The organism is uncultured Tateyamaria sp. (genome assembly GCF_947496075.1).
Taxonomy (GTDB): Bacteria; Pseudomonadota; Alphaproteobacteria; order Rhodobacterales; family Rhodobacteraceae; genus Tateyamaria.
The window spans coordinates 500329-518358 of the sequence record NZ_CANMBJ010000004.1; the positions used below are offsets into that span (position 1 = coordinate 500329).

Below are 18030 nucleotides of genomic sequence, written 5' to 3' on the forward strand. Positions count from 1 at the left end.
GCGGTTAAGCGGTTCTTCACCGTCGGCGTGACATATGATGTGGGAATCTTGTGTGGCGGAGGACCGGTATGAGTCTTGCAAACAAACTGGCAGAAGAGCGGCGCGGCCGTCTGGCCGCGGAACGTTTGCTTGAGCTGAAGGAAGCCGAACTGTCAGCCGCCAACCGCAAGCTGGGCAAACATGCCGCCGCCCTGCAGGGAGAAATAGTCGAAACCCGGGCCGAGGTGGCAACGGTCAAGACCGAGAATGAGCGCGTCAAAACCGAGCTTGGACAGGCCAATCAGAAAGTCCAGATCGCCGAACGCCGCCTGTGGCATTCGGTACAGACGATCACCGATGGCTTTGCGTTCTTCAACTCCGACAACCAGATGATCGCGGCCAACGCCAGCTACCTCGCGATCTTTGACAACATCGAAGCGATTCAACCCGGCGTGAACTACGTCACCATTCTGCAGGTGATGACGGACGAAGGTATCGTGAACACCGAAGGGATGGACGCCCAGGCATGGCGGCAGAAGATGCTGGACAGATGGATGCAACCCCAACCTGATCCGGTGACCGTCCGGCTGTGGAACAATCAGTATGTCAAACTGGTTGACCGGCGTGGGCAGGCCGGGGACATCGTTTCGCTTGGCCTCAACATCACCGAATCCGTACGCTACCAGCAGGAACTCAAGACGGCCCGGGCAGAGGCGGAGGCCGCCAGCCGCGCCAAGTCGGCATTCCTTGCCAATATGAGCCATGAAATCCGAACGCCGATGAACGGTGTCGTGGGCATGGCAGAACTGTTGGCGGACACGGGGCTAAGTGAAGAACAACATCTCTATGTCGACACGATCAAGAACTCGGGCGAGGCGCTGCTTGTCATCATCAACGACGTTCTCGACTACTCCAAGATCGAGGCGCAGAAGCTGCAATTGCATCTTGAGCCCTTCGATCTTGAGCGCAGCATTCACGAGATCATCATGCTGCTTCAGCCCTCCGCACGTGACAAGGGTCTGACCCTTCTGCTGGATTACGACCTGTTCCTTCCGACCATGTATGTGGGTGATCCGGGACGTATCCGGCAGGTGCTGACCAACCTGATGGGCAATGCTGTCAAGTTTACCAGCGAAGGGCATGTATTGGTACGTGTCACTGGTGTTCCGGACCTGGACGCCGGCCATGCGGATGTGACCATCGTGATCGAGGATACCGGCATCGGCATTCCAGAGGACAAGATCGATCACATCTTTGGCGAGTTCAATCAAGTCGAAAACGAACGCAATCGCCAGTTCGACGGCACAGGGCTTGGCCTTGCCATATCACAGCGACTTGTGTCGCTGATGGAGGGCGAGGTTTGGGTTAGTAGCGAGGAAGGGATCGGATCGGTCTTTGGTTTCCGCATTCCACTCAAGCTGAGCGAGGCAAAACTGCCAGAACATCCCCCGGTTCCGGAAGGGCTGCGGCGTGTGATGGTCGTTGACGACATTGAGGCCAACCGAACAATCCTTCAACGTCAGCTGGAGCAACTGGGTCTGGGCGTTGTGTGTTGCGCCTCAGGTGAAGAGGCGCTTGAGCAGTTGACCGACATCGACCTGATCCTGACGGACCACAACATGCCTGACATGGACGGGCTTGAGCTGGCCGAGGCCGTGCGTGTGACGGGCGCGAACACGCCAATCCTGTTGCTGAGTTCAAACCCGAGCTTTGCCACCAACGACCCCGGTGCCGAGCATCTGCATGCCATCATGCAGAAACCAGTGCCCCGCGCTGACCTGTTTGCACGGCTTGAAAGCGTTGGCCCCGTAATTGGTGCGAATGGCACCTCTCCCAAGCCGGTCGAAACGCGACGGATGATTGTGTTGGCAGCCGAGGACAACAAGACCAATCAGCTCGTCTTTGGCAAAATGGTCAAGGATGCGGATATCGATCTGCATTTTGCGAACAATGGGATCGAAGCAGTCGAGATGTTCGAAAAGATTTCACCAGACCTGATCTTCATGGACATCTCGATGCCCAAGATGGACGGCAAGGAAGCAACCGAAACGATCCGCGCGAAGGAGAAGGAGATCGGGGGCCACGTGCCCATCGTTGCGCTCACCGCGCATGCCATGGATGGTGACGACAAGGGGATTCTGGAGGCCGGTCTGGATCATTACCTGACCAAGCCCCTTCGCAAACCCGAAATCCACGGCATGTTGCACGACATGTGCCCCGACGGCGTCACCCCGCCCTTTGGCGAAGTGCCTAAAGAAGGTGCCGCTTAGTTTTTGGGATAGGGTCGGACAAACACCGGTTTGGCATCCGTAGACAGGTCCGGTTTGTATTCGTAGCCATCCGTATTGAAACTGCGCATCCCGTCCAGATCCGTGATTCTGTTCTGGATAATGTGCCGTGCCATGGCGCCCCGCGCGCGCTTGGCAAAGAAGCTGACGATCTTTGGTCCTTGCCCCTTGTCCTCCATGAACGCGGGCGTGATCAGCTGCAGCTTCAGCGCCTTTTCGGGCACGGCGCCAAAATACTCCTGGCTTGCGCAGTTCACGAGCATATCAGCGCCCGTCTGTTCGGCCTGCGAGTTCAGCGCCTTTGCCAGATCGGTCCGCCAGTAGTCGTATAGCGAGGCACCCCGGCGAGTCTTTAGCCGGCTGCCCATCTCCAAGCGGTAAGGCTGGATCGCATCCAATGGACGCAATAATCCATAAAGCCCCGAAAGAATGCGCAGATGGTCTTGGGCATAGGTCGTGTCATCCGCTGACAGTGACGCCGCATCCAGCCCCTGATACGTGTCCCCAGCAAAGGCGAGCATTGCGGGGCGGGTCGTTTCAGCACCCGGATCGTCGGCAAAGGCTTGAAACCGGTCGCGGTTCAAGCGGGCCAGATCATCACTCAGGTCCATCAGAGACTTGAGTTTGCCCAATGTCAGATTGCGTGCCGTCCGCGCCAAACGCACCGCGTCGTCCTGCATGGCTGGGGCCGTCGTCTGCACGTCCCGCTCTGCCCAATCCAGCCGTTTGGCCGGAGAAATCACCACCAGCATCTCTGCCCCCTCATCTTTATTCTCGCTGATCTAGCCCGCGGCCCGCAGCACGTCCAGAAACGCGGGACCAAAACGTTCCGCCTTGCGATCACCCAGCAAGCGCTCCAACCCGGCATCATCATCTGGACGCAGCTGCGCCACCTTGGCCAACTGAGAGGCCGAACAGCTCAGCGGTTTGTCCGTGCCATCCCTGCCACGCGCCAATTCCGCCTGCACCGCCAGCAATTGGTCATAGATCGTGCCGGCGGTATGCCCCGCCAGTTTGCGGCGCGACGGGTGCACGGCCTCGGCCCCTCCATTGATCACTTCAAGGAAGGCAGATCCAAACTTCTCCAGCTTCTTGGCCCCGACCCCGTTGACCTGCGCCATCTTGTCCAGGTCCGCGGGACGCCGTTCGGCCATTTCAATCAAGGTACGGTCGGGAAAGATAACGTAGGCGGGCACTTTGGCCGCCTCAGCGAGTGCGCGGCGCTTGGCCTTGAGCGCTGACAAGAGCGGCACGTCTTCCTCGGACACCATCGATTTTACCGCTGGCCGGCGGGCAGCAGCCGCCTTGATCGTGTCCTTGCGCAGGGTGATCTGCGCCTCATTCCGCAGGATTGGCAGGGCCGCATCCGTCATACGCAATGCACCATACCGATCCGGGTCGGGCCGCACCAGATCATGGCCCATCATCTGCCGGAACACCGCCTGCCATTGCGGTTTCGAGTATTCCTTGCCCACGCCATAGGTGGGCAGACTGTCATGGCCGCGCTGCCGGATCTTGTCGGTCTCAATCCCCAACAGGATGTCGATCAGATGCCCAGCGCCAAACCATTCCTCGGTGCGCAACATGGCCGACAATGCCTTGCGCACCGCTATGGTGCCATCGAACACTTCAGCCGGCTGATCGCACAGATCGCATTTGCCACAGGTGACCTCAGCCTCACCAAAATATCCCAAAAGCGTCTTGCGCCGACATTCCAGCGCTTCGGCCAGTCCAAGCAGCGCATTCAGGCGGGCATGGTCCGCCATACGGCGTTCGGGTGGTGCCAGCCCTTCATCGATCTGGCTCCGGCGCAGCTTGATGTCGTCGGGACCAAACAGGGTCAGCGTCTCGGCAGGTGCACCGTCACGGCCTGCGCGCCCGATTTCCTGATAGTACGACTCGATAGATTTCGGCAGATCCGCATGAGCCACCCAACGGATATCGGGCTTGTCCACGCCCATGCCAAAAGCCACGGTGGCCGCAACGATCAATCCATCCTCTTGCTGGAAGCGGCGTTCGGCGATGCGCCGATCTTCCGCCTCCATCCCGCCGTGATAATGGATTGCAGCGTGACCCGCCTCGCGCAGCGCTTGGGCCAGCGTTTCGGTCTTGGCCCGCGTGCCGCAATAAACGATGCCAGACTGCCCTTTGCGGGCGGCGGCGAAATTCAGGATCTGCGCGCGCGGGCCATTCTTGGCCGCAAATGCTAGATGGATGTTGGGCCGGTCAAAGCCGCGCAAGAAGGTACGCGGTTGCACGCCGTCAAACAGCTTCTCAATGATTTCGACCTGCGTTTCGGCGTCCGCCGTTGCGGTGAACGCAGCCAGCGGTACGTCCAAGGCCCGCCGCAATTCGCCAATACGGAGGTAGTCGGGGCGGAAATCGTGCCCCCACTGGCTGACGCAATGGGCCTCGTCCACGGCAATCAGGTTGACGCCGATGCGGCGCAGCATCCCGATGGACGACCCTGCAGCCAGCCGTTCGGGCGCAATATAGAGCAGTTTCAACTCGCGCCGTTCCAGCGCCTCCCACACGGCGTCCGTCTCTTCCGGCGTGTTGCCCGAGGTCAGGGCCCCCGCCTGCACGCCTGCTTCCTGCAATGCGCGCACTTGGTCGCGCATCAGGGCAATGAGAGGTGAGATAACAACCGTTACGCCATCACGGATCAGCGCAGGCAATTGGAAACAAAGAGATTTGCCGCCGCCAGTCGGCATGATGGCCAAAGCGTTTTCGCCCATCGCTACGGCATCGACTATCTCTTCCTGCCCGGGGCGGAAGCCGTCGAACCCAAACACATCCCCTAGCAGCGTGGCAGCGCTGGCCATGTCCGAAACCCTGTCAAATTTTATGTAGTCTGCTCTTTGGATACAGACTCACATTTTAACGGGCCGTGAACAAGGGGGATCAGAAGAAGATGGCCGGCAGGATGATGCTGCGCAGGGCGATCACGATGACAAAGGCCACAAGCGGCGCCAGGTCTAGCGGATGCGTGTCTGGCATGAACCTCCGGATTGGCTGGTAGATCGGCTCAAGCAGCCTGTTCAGCCCCGTCCAGATCTGCCCCACGATGGGCTGGTGCATGTTCAGCACCTGGAAATTGATCAGCCAGCTCATGATGATGTGGACGATCATGATCACATAAATGACGCTTAGAACCAGATCGAGCAGTTGATAGATCACCAGCATGGGCGGTTTCCTTCGTTATTCCAGCCACAGACCTAGGCCGTACGCCCATGTGGCGCAAGGTCACGTGGAACACCCATTGAACTTTCGCTGCAACGCCGCAACTAGGTGGGCAAGGAGTTAAGCTCATGTTTCCATTCGTTCGCCTTGCCAAAGAGATGGTCAAAGCCCGCCGCCAACTGCCGCTGGGATTGACCGACCTGCATGTGACACAGCACCGGGTGTGGCCCTGGGACCTTGATGGCTTCATGGAGCTGAACAATGGCCGTGCCCTGACGCTGTACGATCTGGGCCGCCTTGGCCTTGGCCAGCGTGCAGGCCTGATTGATGTGCTCAGGGCCAATCGCTGGGGACTGACCATGGCCGGGTCATCTGTGCGCTATCGCCGCCGCCTGCATGCCTTCCAGAAATTCGAGGTGCGCAGCCGCGCCGTGTGCTGGGACGACAAGTTCACCTACCTAGAACAATCCATGTGGAAACCGGATGGTGAATGCGCCAGCCATGTCCTGTACCGATCGGCCGTAACGGATAAGAATGGGATCGTACCGCCGCACAAGGTGCTGGAAGCGATGAACCAGGACCCAACCTCTCCCCCCATTCCCGGCTGGATCGCGGCCTGGATCAAGGCCGAGGCACAGCGCCCATGGCCGCCAATGCAGGAAACTGACATCCCAAGCCTGAAGTCTGTCGCCTAAACCTTTTCTTGCCACATGCCCCTTGGCCTGCTTTGGTCGCCGCAACAAAAAGACGAGGGACTTGGGGCATGGCGGAGATTGGGCTGAGAAAGCGCATTTGGGGCTGGATGGCGTTCGATTGGGCGACGCAGCCGTTTTACACGCTTGGGCTGACCTTCGTTTTCGGCCCCTATTTCGCAGCCGTATCTTTCACGTATTTTGAAGCGCAAACCACGGATATTGAGGCCGCCAAGGCTTCAAGCCAAGCACTTTGGTTCTGGGGTCAGACCATTGCCGGCCTGTTCATCGCCTTCACCGCACCCCTGATCGGGGCCTATGCAGACAGCACCGGGCGACGGATGCCGTGGATCTGGATGTTCAGCGCGATTTACGTCGCCATGACAGCGGCGCTCTGGTTCACCTTTCCAGACGCATCCACCCTGTTCCTGATCCTGATCGCTTTCAACATCGCTCTGATCGCGGCCGAATTCATGCTGATCTTCGTCAACGCAATCCTGCCGTCACTTGGGACCAAGGACGAGATCGGGCGCATCTCCGGCAACGGGGCTGCCATCGGTTATTGGGGCGGCGTGCTGTCGCTGTTCATCATGCTGCTGCTTTTGGCCGAGAATGACAGCGGCAAGACACTGATCGGGCGCGATCCGCTGTTTGGTCTTGACCCCGACACCCGCGAGGGCACGCGGTCGGTCGGCCCCTTCATCGCCGCATGGTTCGCTGTTTTCATGATCCCGTTTTTCGGATGGGTGCGCGAGCCACGCCAAGCCAACCGGACAGGCGGCGTGAAAGAGGCCATGGCCGATCTCAAGCAATCGCTGGTCGGTGCCGTCAAACGGCGATCGCTTTTGAACTTCCTTATCTCGTCGATGTTCTACCGCGATGCTTTGAACGCGCTGTATTCGGCGGGCGGCGTCTATGCCACGCTGGTCCTTGGATGGAGCATCATTCAGATCGGCATCTTTGGGATCGTCGGGGCAATCACCGCGGCTGTGGCAACACAAATCGGTGGAATCTTTGATGGCCGGTTCGGCCCCAAACCGGTGATCAAGGCCTGCTGTTTCATCCTGATTGGCGTCACCATCGTCATCGTTGGCATGAACCGGACCAGCCTTTTCGGCATCATTCCGCTGTCCGACGGATCAGCTCTGCCGGACATGGTGTTCTATTTCTGCGGCGCTGCCATCGGCGGTGCAGGCGGCGCAATATATGCCGCATCCCGGTCGATGATGGTGCGGCACACACACCCCGAACGTCCAACCGAAGCCTTTGGCCTGTTTGCTCTGTCGGGCAAGGCCACTGCATTTCTGGCGCCATTCCTGATCGGTCTGTTTTCGACGCTGACAGGCAATGCACAACTGGGTTATGTTCCGGTCATATTGCTGTTTATCCTTGGCCTGTACCTGTTGCGCTACGTGCACCCCGAAGGAGACCACGCCCAATGGTCAAAATCCGACGTTCCCTTACCCTGATCACCGCCTTCCTGCTCTGCGCCTGCACAAGCGGCGCGGGGACTGACATTGACGGCACGCCCACACCGGATGTGGACCCTGCCACGCTGCAAAACATCGCCAAGGGACAGTTTGGTGGCAAGCGTCGCGCCTCGGCGCAGATGGCTGCGCCTTTTGGCGGGTATTCCAGGGGATGTCTGGCAGGTGGCGTGCAACTGGCCGAAACCGGCCCGACATGGCAAGCCATGCGCCTGTCGCGCAACCGGAACTGGGGGCATCCCGAACTGGTGGACTATGTGCAGGACCTAAGCCGCAAGGCCGCTGCTCAACCGGGCTGGTCCGGCCTGTATGTCGGTGACATGAGCCAGCCACGGGGCGGCCCAATGCTGACAGGGCACCGCAGTCACCAGATCGGCCTTGATGCTGACATCTGGATGTTACCAGCTCGGAACCTGACACTGTCCGCTGCCGAGCGTGAAAACATCAGCTCCATCTCGACCCGTCGCGCGTCCGGTGCCTATACGAATTCCAGCTGGACCCGCGCCCATCACGAGATCATCAAGGCCGCCGCCAGCGACGGCCGCACGGCGCGTATCTTTGTCTTCCCCGGCGCCAAGGTGCAGATGTGCAAGGATGAAAAAGGCGATCGGAGCTGGTTGCGCAAGGTCCGTCCCTGGTGGGGACACCACTATCACTTCCATGTCCGCCTCAACTGTCCCGCGGGCACACGTGGCTGCGTAGATCAGGCCGCCCCGCCCCCCGGTGATGGATGTGCTGATGCGCAGCAGTGGGTGAACAATATCTTGAATCCGCCCCCACCCGACCCGAACGCCCCCAAACCCAGACCGCGCCGCGAACTGCGTGTAGGAGACTTGCCGCAACAATGCTCTGGCGTTCTGGCATCGCGCTGATCCTGTCGGCAACAGCTGCGCTTGCCGAACCGCTCACCTTCATCCAACGCTGGCCGCTTGCATCGGACCGGAAGGATTTTGGTGGTCTGTCCGCTATTGAGATGTCAGAATCGAATTCGGCAATCGTTCTATCGGATCGGGGCACGGCCTTTGCGCTGACCCTGGATCGCTCGACCCGCAGCATCACAATTGAACCGGCCAGTCAGCCCTATCCCAACAGCGACAGCGAAGGGTTGGCGCGCGCCGGGGATACGCTGTATTTCAGCTATGAAGGGCCAGCGGCCATTGCTGCACAGGATGGCACGCGGGTCCCCCCTCACCCGGATTTCGCAACATACCATCCGAATGGGTCGCTAGAGGCACTGGCCGCGGATGACGACGGCACGCTCTATACGCTGCCGGAACGGTCGGGTGGCCTGGCGCGCCCGTTCCCGATCTATCGCTTTCGAAACGGCACTTGGGACATCATTGCAACCTTGCCGCGCACGGGGCCATTCCTGCCTGCAGGCGCGGATATCGGACCGGACGGGCGGCTCTATATCCTGGAACGTACGTTTACGCCGCTCGGCTTTCGTAACCGGGTTCGACGCATGGACCCCAACCAACCGGGCATGCCTGCAGAAACGTTGCTGACCACCGGCGCCGGCCGGCATGACAATCTTGAAGGCTTGTCGATCTGGCAGTCAGACAGCGGCGCAACCTGCCTGACCATGGTGTCAGATGACAACTTCATATCGGTTCAGCGCACGGAACTGGTCGAATACGCCCTGACGGAAACCCTTGCGGGCGGCGCCACCTGCGACTAAGAGGCGCCCGTCCGGCATGTTGCCGGGCCAAGTCGCCGCTACCTTGCAAAAACGGGCACCAGATATGACACGCGCACACCTTCCCGGCATCATTGCCATGGCCATGATCGTCGTGGCCTCGAACATCCTTGTTCAATTCCTGTTTGGAAATTGGCTGACCTGGGGAGCATTCACCTACCCGCTGGCCTTCCTTGTGACGGACATCATGAACCGGGTCTATGGCGCGGGCCCGGCCCGCACGGTCGTCTTTGTCGGCTTCATCGTTGGCGTGTTCTGCTCGCTCATCGGCACCCAGATCATGTTGCAGGGTGACGGGTTCACCTACCCCGCCGTGACCTTCCGCATCGCTATTGGCTCTGGCCTCGCCTTCCTGACGGCCCAGTTGCTGGACGTCGGCATCTTTTCCGCCCTGCGCAATGGCACATGGTGGAAAGCGCCGCTGGCCTCGACCATCATCGGCAGTTCGGTCGACACGGCCATTTTCTTTACCCTCGCATTCTCAGCCAGCCTGACATGGCTTGAGCCCGGCAACGATGTATCCTGGGCGGGCGAGGTTCTGCCGCTGCTTGGCGTCGGCCCCGAGGTCCCGCTTTGGGTGTCCCTGGCCGTTGCCGACTGGATGGTGAAGCTGACGCTGGCGCTTATTGCATTGGCACCCTTCCGCTGGGTGACCGCACGCGCCGGCACCGCGACCTAAACCTGTTGACTTTTGCAGGGGCTGTGCCACCATCACTTTGAGTTCAACATTTGAAAGGAGGTGATCCAGTGTCGAGAAAGGTATTGGAGAGAGGTGTCGGAACAGCTTGGGAGGTCTCCTGCTAAGGCAGTCCTTCGCGGTGCAGACCGCCAAGTTGGTCGGTTGATCTAACCGGCACAACCTCCGAAACATTTCGAGAAGGGCCGCCCACCGGGTGGCCCTTTTTCGTGCGCGCCACTCGGTGTATCCAAGGCCATGCTGCGGATTAACGACGACATCGCCATTGAGGATTGGGAACTGAGCGAGCAGTTTGTGCGCGCATCGGGTCCCGGTGGGCAGAATGTGAACAAGGTGGCGACGGCGGTTGAGTTGCGGTTTGAGGCGGCAAGGTCACCTTCCCTTCCCGGCCCGGTCAAGACGCGGCTGCGGCGGCTGGCGGGGCGGCGCTGGACGACCGAGGGGGCGCTGATCATTCAATGTGATGAGACGCGCAGCCAGGCCAGAAATCGGGACATTGCCCGGCAGAGGCTGGTGGATCTGATCCGGAAGGCGCTGGTGGCGCCGAAAAAAAGGATCGCGACGAAGCCGACTTTGGGATCAAAAAAACGCCGGTTGAAGGCCAAGAAAATGCGGGGGGACGTGAAGGCCCTGAGGGGTCGGATCGAGGAGTGATGGGCCCCGGAGAAATCAGGTGTCACATGGTGGGACGGATTTCGGATCATGGAATTTCAATGGGTTATGGAGACGGTTTTACCGTTTGTTAGGGTTTGGAGACAGGATACTCTTCGTTCTGGGAGACTTCTGACCTTCGGCTCAACAACAGAAATGCGCAAAGCGCAGGAAGTGGACTTTGCAAAGTTTGGTCGAATGACCGCTATGAGCCCAGACCTGCCGATTGCTGCCGAATGATCGGCGAACTGCACCTAAGCCAAGATTCACTCACTTGAACTTGCTCCTCAGTTTGACTTGCTTCATGGTGCACTCGAGTAACGGGAGCAATTCGCGATTGCATCGTTCGAACCCGCACCTGAGATGCCTGCATGGTCGGGTAGTCCAACCAGAATTGCACAAGTGCTAGATGTGTTTTGGTCGATTGCAAGAGGCCAAGTAGTCCAAGTAGGTCGGTGAGCGCGCGTTCAATTTGGAGCGCTTGGATTGATCCCCGGAGTCAGCAAATGAGTTTGCCATACTACAGGATTAAGCCCACTGAACACTCTTTCATAGCCGCAATTGAGCAATGGCGCGCATCGCGACGTGATATGTACGACATTGCCGCTCTCAACGGCGATTTTGGCCGGAGTTTTTTCCAGACCACCGCTTTTAGATCCGACAACATCGTTTTCTCCAAAACACGTTCTCGCAACCTTTTTCTGAGCCGACATCGGCGCCAATTGGACAGCGATGTGTCCGGGTTTGTCCGAATAAAATTTACGACGGGCAACCAGCTCTTAAACAGCAATTCCGGGGAGTTTGAAAACTCAGCTCGAAGAGCACTTACGGTTGTTGACTACTCTCGGCCCATCGACATGTTCATTAGAGACGTACAGGAACTTGGCGTGTACTTGCCCCACTCAGCCATTGATTTTCAGCCGGGTCAAATGAACGCTCAGACTAACTTCTGTTTGGATAGCGCTGCAGGGCGCATCTTGAGTTCCACAATGGCGACGACCTACTCTCAGCTTCACCAAGCTACCATCGAAGACGCCAGCAGTATCGCTTCAGGTTTTGCCGGATTGGTGCGCGGCCTGCTGGAAGGTGGGGCGATGTCACAAAACGAAAGCAAGATGCAGCAGGCCAGAGCTCGATCTATGCGTGATTTCTTGGAGCGAAATCTGCGCGACCCTGATCTCAGCGCCGCCACTCTACAGAAAGCTTTTGGTGCGTCTCGCGCGACTGTCTTTAGGGATTTTTCCGGGTATGGCGGTATCGCCCGCTACATTCTAAACAGACGACTAGAGCGTGCGCTCAGCGATCTCGCCGAGGCAGCTCCGAAGCGCGGAGAAGTAACACGGACTGCGGAACACTGGGGATTTCTTTGCGCCAGTCAGTTTAGTCGCGCATTCCGCAGTCGTTTTGGGTTTGCACCAGGCACTGCCATAGGAACCCTGTTCAATCCTCCCTATGCTGGACAGACCTCAATCGGCGGAGACAAGAGTCAAATGGCTCTCGGGATCCAAGGTGATCCAGGCCGCCTTGAGAAATGGCTCTCGCAATATGGATCTCGGTAGTTTTGTTAGTTTACCGATTTCATTGCCTGGGAAGCGGTGCGCCGGCTACACGGTTTTAGGTTGATTCCAGGGCGGCAACTCGTTGATGTTAGTTTGTTTGTGTCCGTCAGAAATGGCTTTCAGAACACCAGACAGATAGTCATGCGGTTCGACGGCTACCAGTATTGCAACCACCACCCTGAGCAACCGATGGATTTTCGGTCGAGAAAGTTCTCGTAGCGAATCCGGGATAAGCAGGAATTCTGACCGCAAGTGATGAAGCGGAACTCCACGGAAATACCGCGAAGGTCAATTTCGTCCGCACAACCGTCATCGAGGCTGAGAAAGGGCTACCTCCGCAAGTTCGGTTTGAGCCCTCAGTGGAATTGAAAGTCTAATAATGAACTATCAACTCCAAAGCGGTCAATCGAGTTGTCGCGCCTCTGGAATGCGGGCACTGTGTTTCAATGAAACAGGTTATTGTCGTGAACGATGCGCTGAGACTGCCTAAAGGCAAGCTCGCGGTACAGGTTGCGCATGAATCAGTATCGGCTTTTCTTGCTGCAGCAGAAAGTATGCGGGAAGATTGGCTTGAATGCGGAATGCCAAAAATTGTGCTTAAATGCGCTTCGAAACTGGAGTTGGAGAAATTGCATTCCGAAGCGCAAACCAAGTCATTGCCTGCCTGCCTCATTCGAGATGTTGGTAAGACGCTTCTTGCACAGGGTACAATCACTTGCTTGGGTATTGGCCCGGCGACGGATGCTGAAATTGACACTCTGACTGGTGACATGGCCCTTCTTTGATCCTGTCAAACCTTCGTCGGAAAGACAGGTTGTAAGGCACTTGCATGTGTCCGCTTTGTCCCGCACTGCGGACCTTGAGCCTGACCAACGCAAGCCCGTGGGGTGGTGTCGCACCGCTCATTTGGTAGCGCTTTTGGGTCGCCAAGCACATTCCACAGAAATTCTGTTCGGGGCAGCAGCCGAAACACCAGCCCGCCGGGACGGGCTTGTGTTGGACCGGCGCCTTCGGCTTGATTCCGGTCTGGTCTGTGATCTGAATGCACGGGCTTTCGTCCCGCAGATCTAACGTATGGGCCATTCCAGCGGTGTCCGCTTCGGGCTGCAGTTTGATCTTTCGGCTTTGCGACGCTAGCCATGGAGTTTGAAAGACTGACTTTCAGGCGGTGCGGGTGACATGACCATTCGATTGCTGCGCACCCTTGTTGCGGTCGCGGACAACAAGACGTTTAGCGCTGCGGCAGACGCCGTTCACGTCACCCATGCCGCTGTCAGTCAGCAAATGCGCGCGTTGGAGGCCGAGCTGGGCCTTGCCCTGTTCAACCGTTCAACGCGGACACCCGAGCTGACCCCCGTTGCGCATGAAGTTGTGGCAAAGGCGCGCAAGCTGATTTCTGATTATGACACCCTTGTTCCGTCCGTGCTGGCCGATGGTGGGTTGAGCGGTGTGCTGAAACTGGGCGCCCTTGGCACGACGCTGACAGGGCTGACGCCGCAGGCCATGGCCATATTCAAAGGCCGGTTTCCACGGGTGGGCCTGCACATCCGCCCCGGGCTGACGGGTACATTGCTGGCCGATATTGAACGCGGCCATCTGGATGCCGCGATCATCACCAAACCTCACCTCATGCCCGTGGGCATCGTGTTTCGCCCGTTGACTGAAGAGCCGATGCAATTGATCGCTGCCATGGAAGAGCAGGAAGATGACCCCATGCGGTTGCTTGCGACCAAACCATACATCCGCTTCAACCGGAATGCGGTGCTGGGGGTCTTGATTGACAATTGGATCAGGTCGAAGCGTATCCGCGTGACCGAGGCAATGGAATTGGATACGCCCGAAGCCATTGTCAGCATGGTGCATGCCAACCTGGGTGTGTCGATTGTGCCCGATCTTGCCGTGAAACCGTTGGAGAATGTACCCGTGAAGCGATTGAGCCTTGGTGCCGACGCACCGACCCGGGTGCTTGGGTTGGCCTTCCCGGAAGATCAGATCAAGATGCGGGCCGTTGATGAGATTTTCGATGCCCTGGCCGGGGCTATCGCGGCTGTGCGACCGCAGGGCACAGATACCGTATGACCGCGGACATGATCCTGTTTCTTGCGCTGGGGGCTGCGGCGGGTGGTTTCATCAACGGCTTGTCCGGCACTGGCACCGCATTGTTTGCACTGGGTTTTTACCTGGTTGTTTTGCCACCCACGACGTCTGTTGCCATCGTGGCGTTGATGTCCGTGCTGGTGGGTCTTCAAGGTCTGTGGATTGTGCGTGCGTCCATCTTTGCCCGTCCGGACCGTTTGGCCCGTTTCATCCTGCCCGGGCTTGCGGGTGTGCCGCTTGGCCTGCTGTTGTTGGATGTCATTGACACCGGGACGCTGCGCATCGGGATTGCCGTGTTTCTGATTGTCTACGGCGGATATTTTGGTTTTCGCGCGGCGCTGCCGTCATTTTCACGCAGGACCCCCATCATTGACGTGATTGTTGGTTTTCTGGGCGGTGTCCTTGGCGGTACGGCTGGTGTGTCGGGTGCTTTGCCTGCCATGTGGCTGTCTGTGCGCCCGTGGACCAAATCCGAGACGCGCGCTGTCATGCAGCCGTTGAACATGGTCATTCTGAGCACGACGGTCACGTTGCTTTTCTTCAAGGGGGCGTATGATCAGGCTGCGGTGAATGCGCTGATGATCACAATTCCCTGCGGGTTGGTCGCTGCACAGGTTGGGATCATGGTGTTTCGCCGGCTGAGCGATATCGGCTTTCGTCGCTTGCTGATCCTGTTGACCCTTGCGATGGGGGCAGGTCTGCTTTTGAGCGAATTGACGTAGGCGTGTGTCAGCCCAAGAGCGCGCCCAAAACCAGATTTGCACCCAACACCGAAAACGCTGCCAGGAAGAGTGTCCTGAATTGTTCCGGGTTCGTCCGGTGCCTCAAGCGCTCGCCTGCTGAAAAACCGATAAGCGCCGGGATCAGCAAGAAAGTGGAGACTGCCAGATCCGGGGCCGAACTGTGTCCTACGGCAACAAACATGATAAAGATCGAGACGCTGCCTGCCGAGATCAGAAAGCCAAGTGCCTGTACAAAGGCGTCGCGGTCGAGCCGGAGGCCGGTCAGATACATGACCAAGGGCGGGGCCCAGGCGGCCGTCAAGCCTCCGATCAAACCGGCGATTACGGCGCTTAACCCTTCGAACAAGCGCACCCGGTGCGCCGGGATGGGAGGCACCATGTTGCGCCAGCTGAGAAAGCAGAACGCGAGAACGAAAACACCCAAGGTCGCACGCAGAAATATGTCGGGTGCGGATTGGCTGAACCAGACGGTTGCGGCCACAAACAGGGTCAGAATGGCCGCATAGCGCCAATGCTGTTTGACACACCCGAGCCTGTCCGGACCACGCGAGAACTGCCAAACATTGCTGAGCAGCATGGGGACGACGACCAACGACACGGCAGACCTGGTATCAAGCTGAAATGTGAGCAGGGTCAGGGCCACTGTCGGCATCCCCAACCCGATAAAACCCTTCACCGTGCCTGCCAGCAGTAAAACGGCGCTTGCAAACGCAATCAGCAACAGGTCGGGCATGGATGCTTCAGATCACCTCGTCCGTGCGGTCGTCACTTTCGCCGTAGCGTTTGAGGACAGCCGGTTTGGTGCCTTCGTACACCCGGGCCACGTTTTCGGCAATCTTGGCGTTTTCGCGCTCAAACAGGCAGTCGCCGTTCAGGTCTGATGCCACAATGAAGGGTCCCATGCGGTTGCATTTGATGACCCACATGGCTTGGGCCAGGCCCAGTTCCTCGTTCCAATGCACCGCTTCGACGTTTTCCACGCCGCGACCCAGCAAGGCACCGGTGCCATAGCCCACCGTGGACAGGTAGACGGCTCCGTTTGGGACGAAGTATTCTTTGTAGTCTTTGGACGTCATGCCGCCCTTGCCCACGATCAGCTTGGCCCCGGTCTTGGCCATCCATTCCGGCAGCCATTTGGCAAAGCGGAAGGAGGCGGTGGCGGTGACGGCCCCCATATCGAAGCTGCCATCGGGGTTGATGCGGGCGGCAGGCGAGCAGTGGAAATTCGCCGCCGATTGGCTGGGCAATTCCATCGGGATGTTCGCCTTGTCCTCGAGCGCGCGCATGTAGACACCCTCGCGCGCTGTGTACATCAGGCCATCGAGGTAGACGACATCACCGAGGCGCAGGTCGGCAATGGCCTCACCGGTTGGGGTGGTCGATAGAACGATTTCGCGCATGTTTCACTCCACGATCAGAACTTGGCCCGTCACGGCACCTTCGACGGATTTCACATATGCCGCTCCGACCTTTTGCGACGACACCGGGATATGCCCTCTGAACCAGTTGCCATAGCGGGGCATGGAGGCTTCGAGCACTTCAGGGCTGACCACATTGATGCGCAAACCGCGTGGCATCTCAAGCGCGGCGGCCTTCACAAAGCCACCCAAGGCCCCATTGGCAGCGGCGGCGTTTGTGGCCATCGGGATCGGATCTCGATCCAATACACCGCTTGTTAAAGTGAATGAACCGCCGTCGTTCAGATGATCCAAGCCTTGCAGAACCAGATTGACCTGACCCATCACTTTTTGGGTGAGACCGATCATGAAGGTTTCTTTGGTCTGATCCACAAGTGCCGCAAAATGCGCATCGCCTGCTGTAGAAACAAGCGCATCCAATGGGCCGACCTTTTTGTACATCTCGGCTACGGAAGTGGGATCGGAGATATCGACTTGAACATCGCCCGAAGACCGCCCGGCCCGGATGATCTCGTTGCGTTCAGACAAGGCGTCGCAGGCAGCTTGACCGATGTCCCCATTTGCACCAACTACGAGGACCTTCATTCCGCGGCCTCTCGCTGTGGTTCCCATTCAACGGTTTCGCGGCGCTGGTAGTCAGTGAACCAGTCGGGATCGGTGCGATGTTCCACCCGGCCATCAGCATGAATGCGCGCGACGGCGCGGCGGGATGAGAGGCAGAAGGCGTGCACCGACATAGGCATCCCGCCCGTGTGGCAGTACCCGACCTCGATATTGCAATCGATCACCATGTTCTTGCCAACAAAGCCCATGGCGCCCATGCCGATGGAGTTGCCGAGGTCCTTGAACTCATCCTCCATCTCGGCGATCCGCGGGTCGGAATTGCGGCTGCCCACGATGCGTAGGGTCGAAGCGCGTTTGCCCAATGTCATGCAGATATCCTTGGACCCGCCCAGGCCGATCCCGATGATGGCCGGTTGGCAGGCGAGGCCGCGTTTGCCGAACGCCATGAGGCTGTCGAGGTAGAACCGCTTGATCCCCTGAATGCCGTCGCTGGGGAACAGCATCCGGTAGTCGGTGCCGAATAGCCCGCCCTTGTGCACGGTGATCAGGTCGATCCATTCGCCTTCCGGCTCGAACCCGTATTCGATTTCGGGCGCGCCAATGCCGACATTGTTGTCGTGATCCGTCCGCCACAGCGGGTGCACGCGGTTGGGGCGCAGGGGCACGCCGTTGGTGGCGTTGGCCGTGGCGCGGCGCAGAGCAGCTTCAAGCGCGACCATGCCGCCCTCGACCCGGGCGTCGTTCCCCATCTTCACGAACCAGCGCGGCACGCCGGTGTCGCCACACATGGCGCGGCGGTCTTCCTTGGCCGCTTCGTAGTTGTCGAGCATGGCCTTGAGGACGAAGGAGGACAGGTCGCCATCCTCGGTCTTGGCCGCGTGTTGCAGTCCATCGAGGTAGTCTTGCGGGATTTCGATGGCCGCCTTGTCCATGAGGACCTCGGCGGTGGATTGGATGAGGGAGATGGGGATCATGA

General features: G+C 58.8%; 19 protein-coding genes. 12 read left to right on the forward strand and 7 right to left on the reverse strand.

The genetic code is table 11. From position 1 onward, the window contains the following. The first annotated feature begins 68 nt into the window (after positions 1-68). A complete protein-coding gene (locus tag Q1A51_RS14900; protein WP_299600146.1) occupies positions 69-2249 on the forward strand; it encodes a response regulator in 2181 nt (726 codons plus the stop codon). Here Q1A51_RS14900 and yaaA read toward each other — a convergent pair. The 3 genes from yaaA to Q1A51_RS14915 all read right to left on the reverse strand — a co-directional run bounded on the left by yaaA (position 2246) and on the right by Q1A51_RS14915 (position 5453). Beyond that, positions 2246-3019, reverse strand: coding sequence for a peroxide stress protein YaaA (yaaA, locus tag Q1A51_RS14905; protein ID WP_299600149.1), 774 nt, complete (start codon positions 3017-3019; stop codon positions 2246-2248). The genes Q1A51_RS14900 and yaaA overlap by 4 nt on opposite strands. A 30-nt stretch (positions 3020-3049) precedes the next feature. Next, positions 3050-5092, reverse strand: coding sequence for a DNA helicase RecQ (gene recQ, locus Q1A51_RS14910; protein WP_299600152.1), 2043 nt, complete (start codon positions 5090-5092; stop codon positions 3050-3052). Between the two features lie 79 nt (positions 5093-5171). Continuing rightward, positions 5172-5453: a YggT family protein gene (locus tag Q1A51_RS14915; protein WP_299600155.1), complete on the reverse strand. Its 282-nt coding sequence runs from the start codon at positions 5451-5453 to the stop codon at positions 5172-5174. A gap of 125 nt (positions 5454-5578) precedes the next feature. On the opposite strand from Q1A51_RS14915, the gene Q1A51_RS14920 reads away from it, so the two are divergent. From Q1A51_RS14920 to Q1A51_RS14970, 11 genes are all read left to right on the forward strand, one after another. Then, the gene (locus tag Q1A51_RS14920) at positions 5579-6145 is read left to right on the forward strand and encodes an acyl-CoA thioesterase (protein ID WP_299600157.1); all 567 of its coding nucleotides are present in this window, start codon (positions 5579-5581) and stop codon (positions 6143-6145) included. 68 nt (positions 6146-6213) lie between these two features. Further along, the gene (locus Q1A51_RS14925; RefSeq protein ID WP_299600159.1) at positions 6214-7611 is read left to right on the forward strand and encodes an MFS transporter; all 1398 of its coding nucleotides are present in this window, start codon (positions 6214-6216) and stop codon (positions 7609-7611) included. Next, the gene (mepA, locus tag Q1A51_RS14930; protein ID WP_299600162.1) at positions 7581-8501 is read left to right on the forward strand and encodes a penicillin-insensitive murein endopeptidase; all 921 of its coding nucleotides are present in this window, start codon (positions 7581-7583) and stop codon (positions 8499-8501) included. The genes Q1A51_RS14925 and mepA overlap by 31 nt, the downstream gene beginning before the upstream one ends. After that, positions 8474-9307, forward strand: coding sequence for an esterase-like activity of phytase family protein (locus Q1A51_RS14935; RefSeq protein ID WP_299600165.1), 834 nt, complete (start codon positions 8474-8476; stop codon positions 9305-9307). The genes mepA and Q1A51_RS14935 overlap by 28 nt, the downstream gene beginning before the upstream one ends. 64 nt (positions 9308-9371) lie before the next feature. Beyond that, the gene (locus Q1A51_RS14940; RefSeq protein WP_299600167.1) at positions 9372-10004 is read left to right on the forward strand and encodes a queuosine precursor transporter; all 633 of its coding nucleotides are present in this window, start codon (positions 9372-9374) and stop codon (positions 10002-10004) included. Positions 10005-10259: 255 nt separating this feature from the next. Then, positions 10260-10676, forward strand: coding sequence for an alternative ribosome rescue aminoacyl-tRNA hydrolase ArfB (gene arfB, locus Q1A51_RS14945; RefSeq protein ID WP_299600169.1), 417 nt, complete (start codon positions 10260-10262; stop codon positions 10674-10676). Positions 10677-10724: 48 nt separating this feature from the next. Continuing rightward, complete coding sequence (locus tag Q1A51_RS14950) at positions 10725-10913, forward strand: hypothetical protein (RefSeq protein WP_299600172.1); 189 nt, start codon at positions 10725-10727, stop codon at positions 10911-10913. A 350-nt stretch (positions 10914-11263) separates the two neighbouring features. Beyond that, positions 11264-12232, forward strand: coding sequence for a helix-turn-helix domain-containing protein (locus tag Q1A51_RS14955; protein WP_299600175.1), 969 nt, complete (start codon positions 11264-11266; stop codon positions 12230-12232). 446 nt (positions 12233-12678) lie between these two features. Continuing rightward, a complete protein-coding gene (pth2, locus tag Q1A51_RS14960) occupies positions 12679-13017 on the forward strand; it encodes an aminoacyl-tRNA hydrolase (protein WP_299600178.1) in 339 nt (112 codons plus the stop codon). A gap of 394 nt (positions 13018-13411) precedes the next feature. Continuing rightward, a complete protein-coding gene (locus tag Q1A51_RS14965; protein WP_299600183.1) occupies positions 13412-14311 on the forward strand; it encodes a LysR family transcriptional regulator in 900 nt (299 codons plus the stop codon). Further along, positions 14308-15051, forward strand: coding sequence for a sulfite exporter TauE/SafE family protein (locus Q1A51_RS14970; RefSeq protein ID WP_299600186.1), 744 nt, complete (start codon positions 14308-14310; stop codon positions 15049-15051). The genes Q1A51_RS14965 and Q1A51_RS14970 overlap by 4 nt, the downstream gene beginning before the upstream one ends. 7 nt (positions 15052-15058) lie before the next feature. Here Q1A51_RS14970 and Q1A51_RS14975 read toward each other — a convergent pair whose 3' ends face one another. From Q1A51_RS14975 to Q1A51_RS14990, 4 genes are read right to left on the reverse strand one after another with little or no spacing between them, the layout of a single operon-like run. Beyond that, entirely contained in the window at positions 15059-15805 is a 747-nt protein-coding gene (locus Q1A51_RS14975) for a sulfite exporter TauE/SafE family protein (protein ID WP_299600188.1), read from the reverse strand. A 7-nt stretch (positions 15806-15812) separates the two neighbouring features. Beyond that, a complete protein-coding gene (locus tag Q1A51_RS14980; RefSeq protein ID WP_299600191.1) occupies positions 15813-16472 on the reverse strand; it encodes a fumarate hydratase C-terminal domain-containing protein in 660 nt (219 codons plus the stop codon). 3 nt (positions 16473-16475) lie between these two features. Then, positions 16476-17075 (reverse strand): short chain dehydrogenase, encoded by a 600-nt coding sequence (locus tag Q1A51_RS14985; protein ID WP_299600194.1) that lies wholly within the window; start codon positions 17073-17075, stop codon positions 16476-16478. Continuing rightward, positions 17072-18028, reverse strand: a complete 957-nt coding sequence (locus Q1A51_RS14990; protein WP_299600196.1) for a fumarate hydratase — start codon at positions 18026-18028, stop codon at positions 17072-17074. The genes Q1A51_RS14985 and Q1A51_RS14990 overlap by 4 nt, the downstream gene beginning before the upstream one ends. Between the last annotated feature and the right edge of the window lie 2 nt (positions 18029-18030).

Bases quoted from the DNA above. Each gene is read 5' to 3' on its own strand.
- Q1A51_RS14900 (WP_299600146.1), top strand. From the start codon at position 69: ATGAGTCTTGCAAACAAACTGGCAGAAGAGCGGCGCGGCCGTCTGGCC.
- yaaA (WP_299600149.1), bottom strand. From the start codon at position 3,019: ATGCTGGTGGTGATTTCTCCGGCCAAACGGCTGGATTGGGCAGAGCGG.
- recQ (WP_299600152.1), bottom strand. From the start codon at position 5,092: ATGGCCAGCGCTGCCACGCTGCTAGGGGATGTGTTTGGGTTCGACGGC.
- Q1A51_RS14915 (WP_299600155.1), bottom strand. From the start codon at position 5,453: ATGCTGGTGATCTATCAACTGCTCGATCTGGTTCTAAGCGTCATTTAT.
- Q1A51_RS14920 (WP_299600157.1), top strand. From the start codon at position 5,579: ATGTTTCCATTCGTTCGCCTTGCCAAAGAGATGGTCAAAGCCCGCCGC.
- Q1A51_RS14925 (WP_299600159.1), top strand. From the start codon at position 6,214: ATGGCGGAGATTGGGCTGAGAAAGCGCATTTGGGGCTGGATGGCGTTC.
- mepA (WP_299600162.1), top strand. From the start codon at position 7,581: ATGGTCAAAATCCGACGTTCCCTTACCCTGATCACCGCCTTCCTGCTC.
- Q1A51_RS14935 (WP_299600165.1), top strand. From the start codon at position 8,474: ATGCTCTGGCGTTCTGGCATCGCGCTGATCCTGTCGGCAACAGCTGCG.
- Q1A51_RS14940 (WP_299600167.1), top strand. From the start codon at position 9,372: ATGACACGCGCACACCTTCCCGGCATCATTGCCATGGCCATGATCGTC.
- arfB (WP_299600169.1), top strand. From the start codon at position 10,260: ATGCTGCGGATTAACGACGACATCGCCATTGAGGATTGGGAACTGAGC.
- Q1A51_RS14950 (WP_299600172.1), top strand. From the start codon at position 10,725: ATGGAATTTCAATGGGTTATGGAGACGGTTTTACCGTTTGTTAGGGTT.
- Q1A51_RS14955 (WP_299600175.1), top strand. From the start codon at position 11,264: ATGTACGACATTGCCGCTCTCAACGGCGATTTTGGCCGGAGTTTTTTC.
- pth2 (WP_299600178.1), top strand. From the start codon at position 12,679: ATGAAACAGGTTATTGTCGTGAACGATGCGCTGAGACTGCCTAAAGGC.
- Q1A51_RS14965 (WP_299600183.1), top strand. From the start codon at position 13,412: ATGACCATTCGATTGCTGCGCACCCTTGTTGCGGTCGCGGACAACAAG.
- Q1A51_RS14970 (WP_299600186.1), top strand. From the start codon at position 14,308: ATGACCGCGGACATGATCCTGTTTCTTGCGCTGGGGGCTGCGGCGGGT.
- Q1A51_RS14975 (WP_299600188.1), bottom strand. From the start codon at position 15,805: ATGCCCGACCTGTTGCTGATTGCGTTTGCAAGCGCCGTTTTACTGCTG.
- Q1A51_RS14980 (WP_299600191.1), bottom strand. From the start codon at position 16,472: ATGCGCGAAATCGTTCTATCGACCACCCCAACCGGTGAGGCCATTGCC.
- Q1A51_RS14985 (WP_299600194.1), bottom strand. From the start codon at position 17,075: ATGAAGGTCCTCGTAGTTGGTGCAAATGGGGACATCGGTCAAGCTGCC.
- Q1A51_RS14990 (WP_299600196.1), bottom strand. From the start codon at position 18,028: ATGATCCCCATCTCCCTCATCCAATCCACCGCCGAGGTCCTCATGGAC.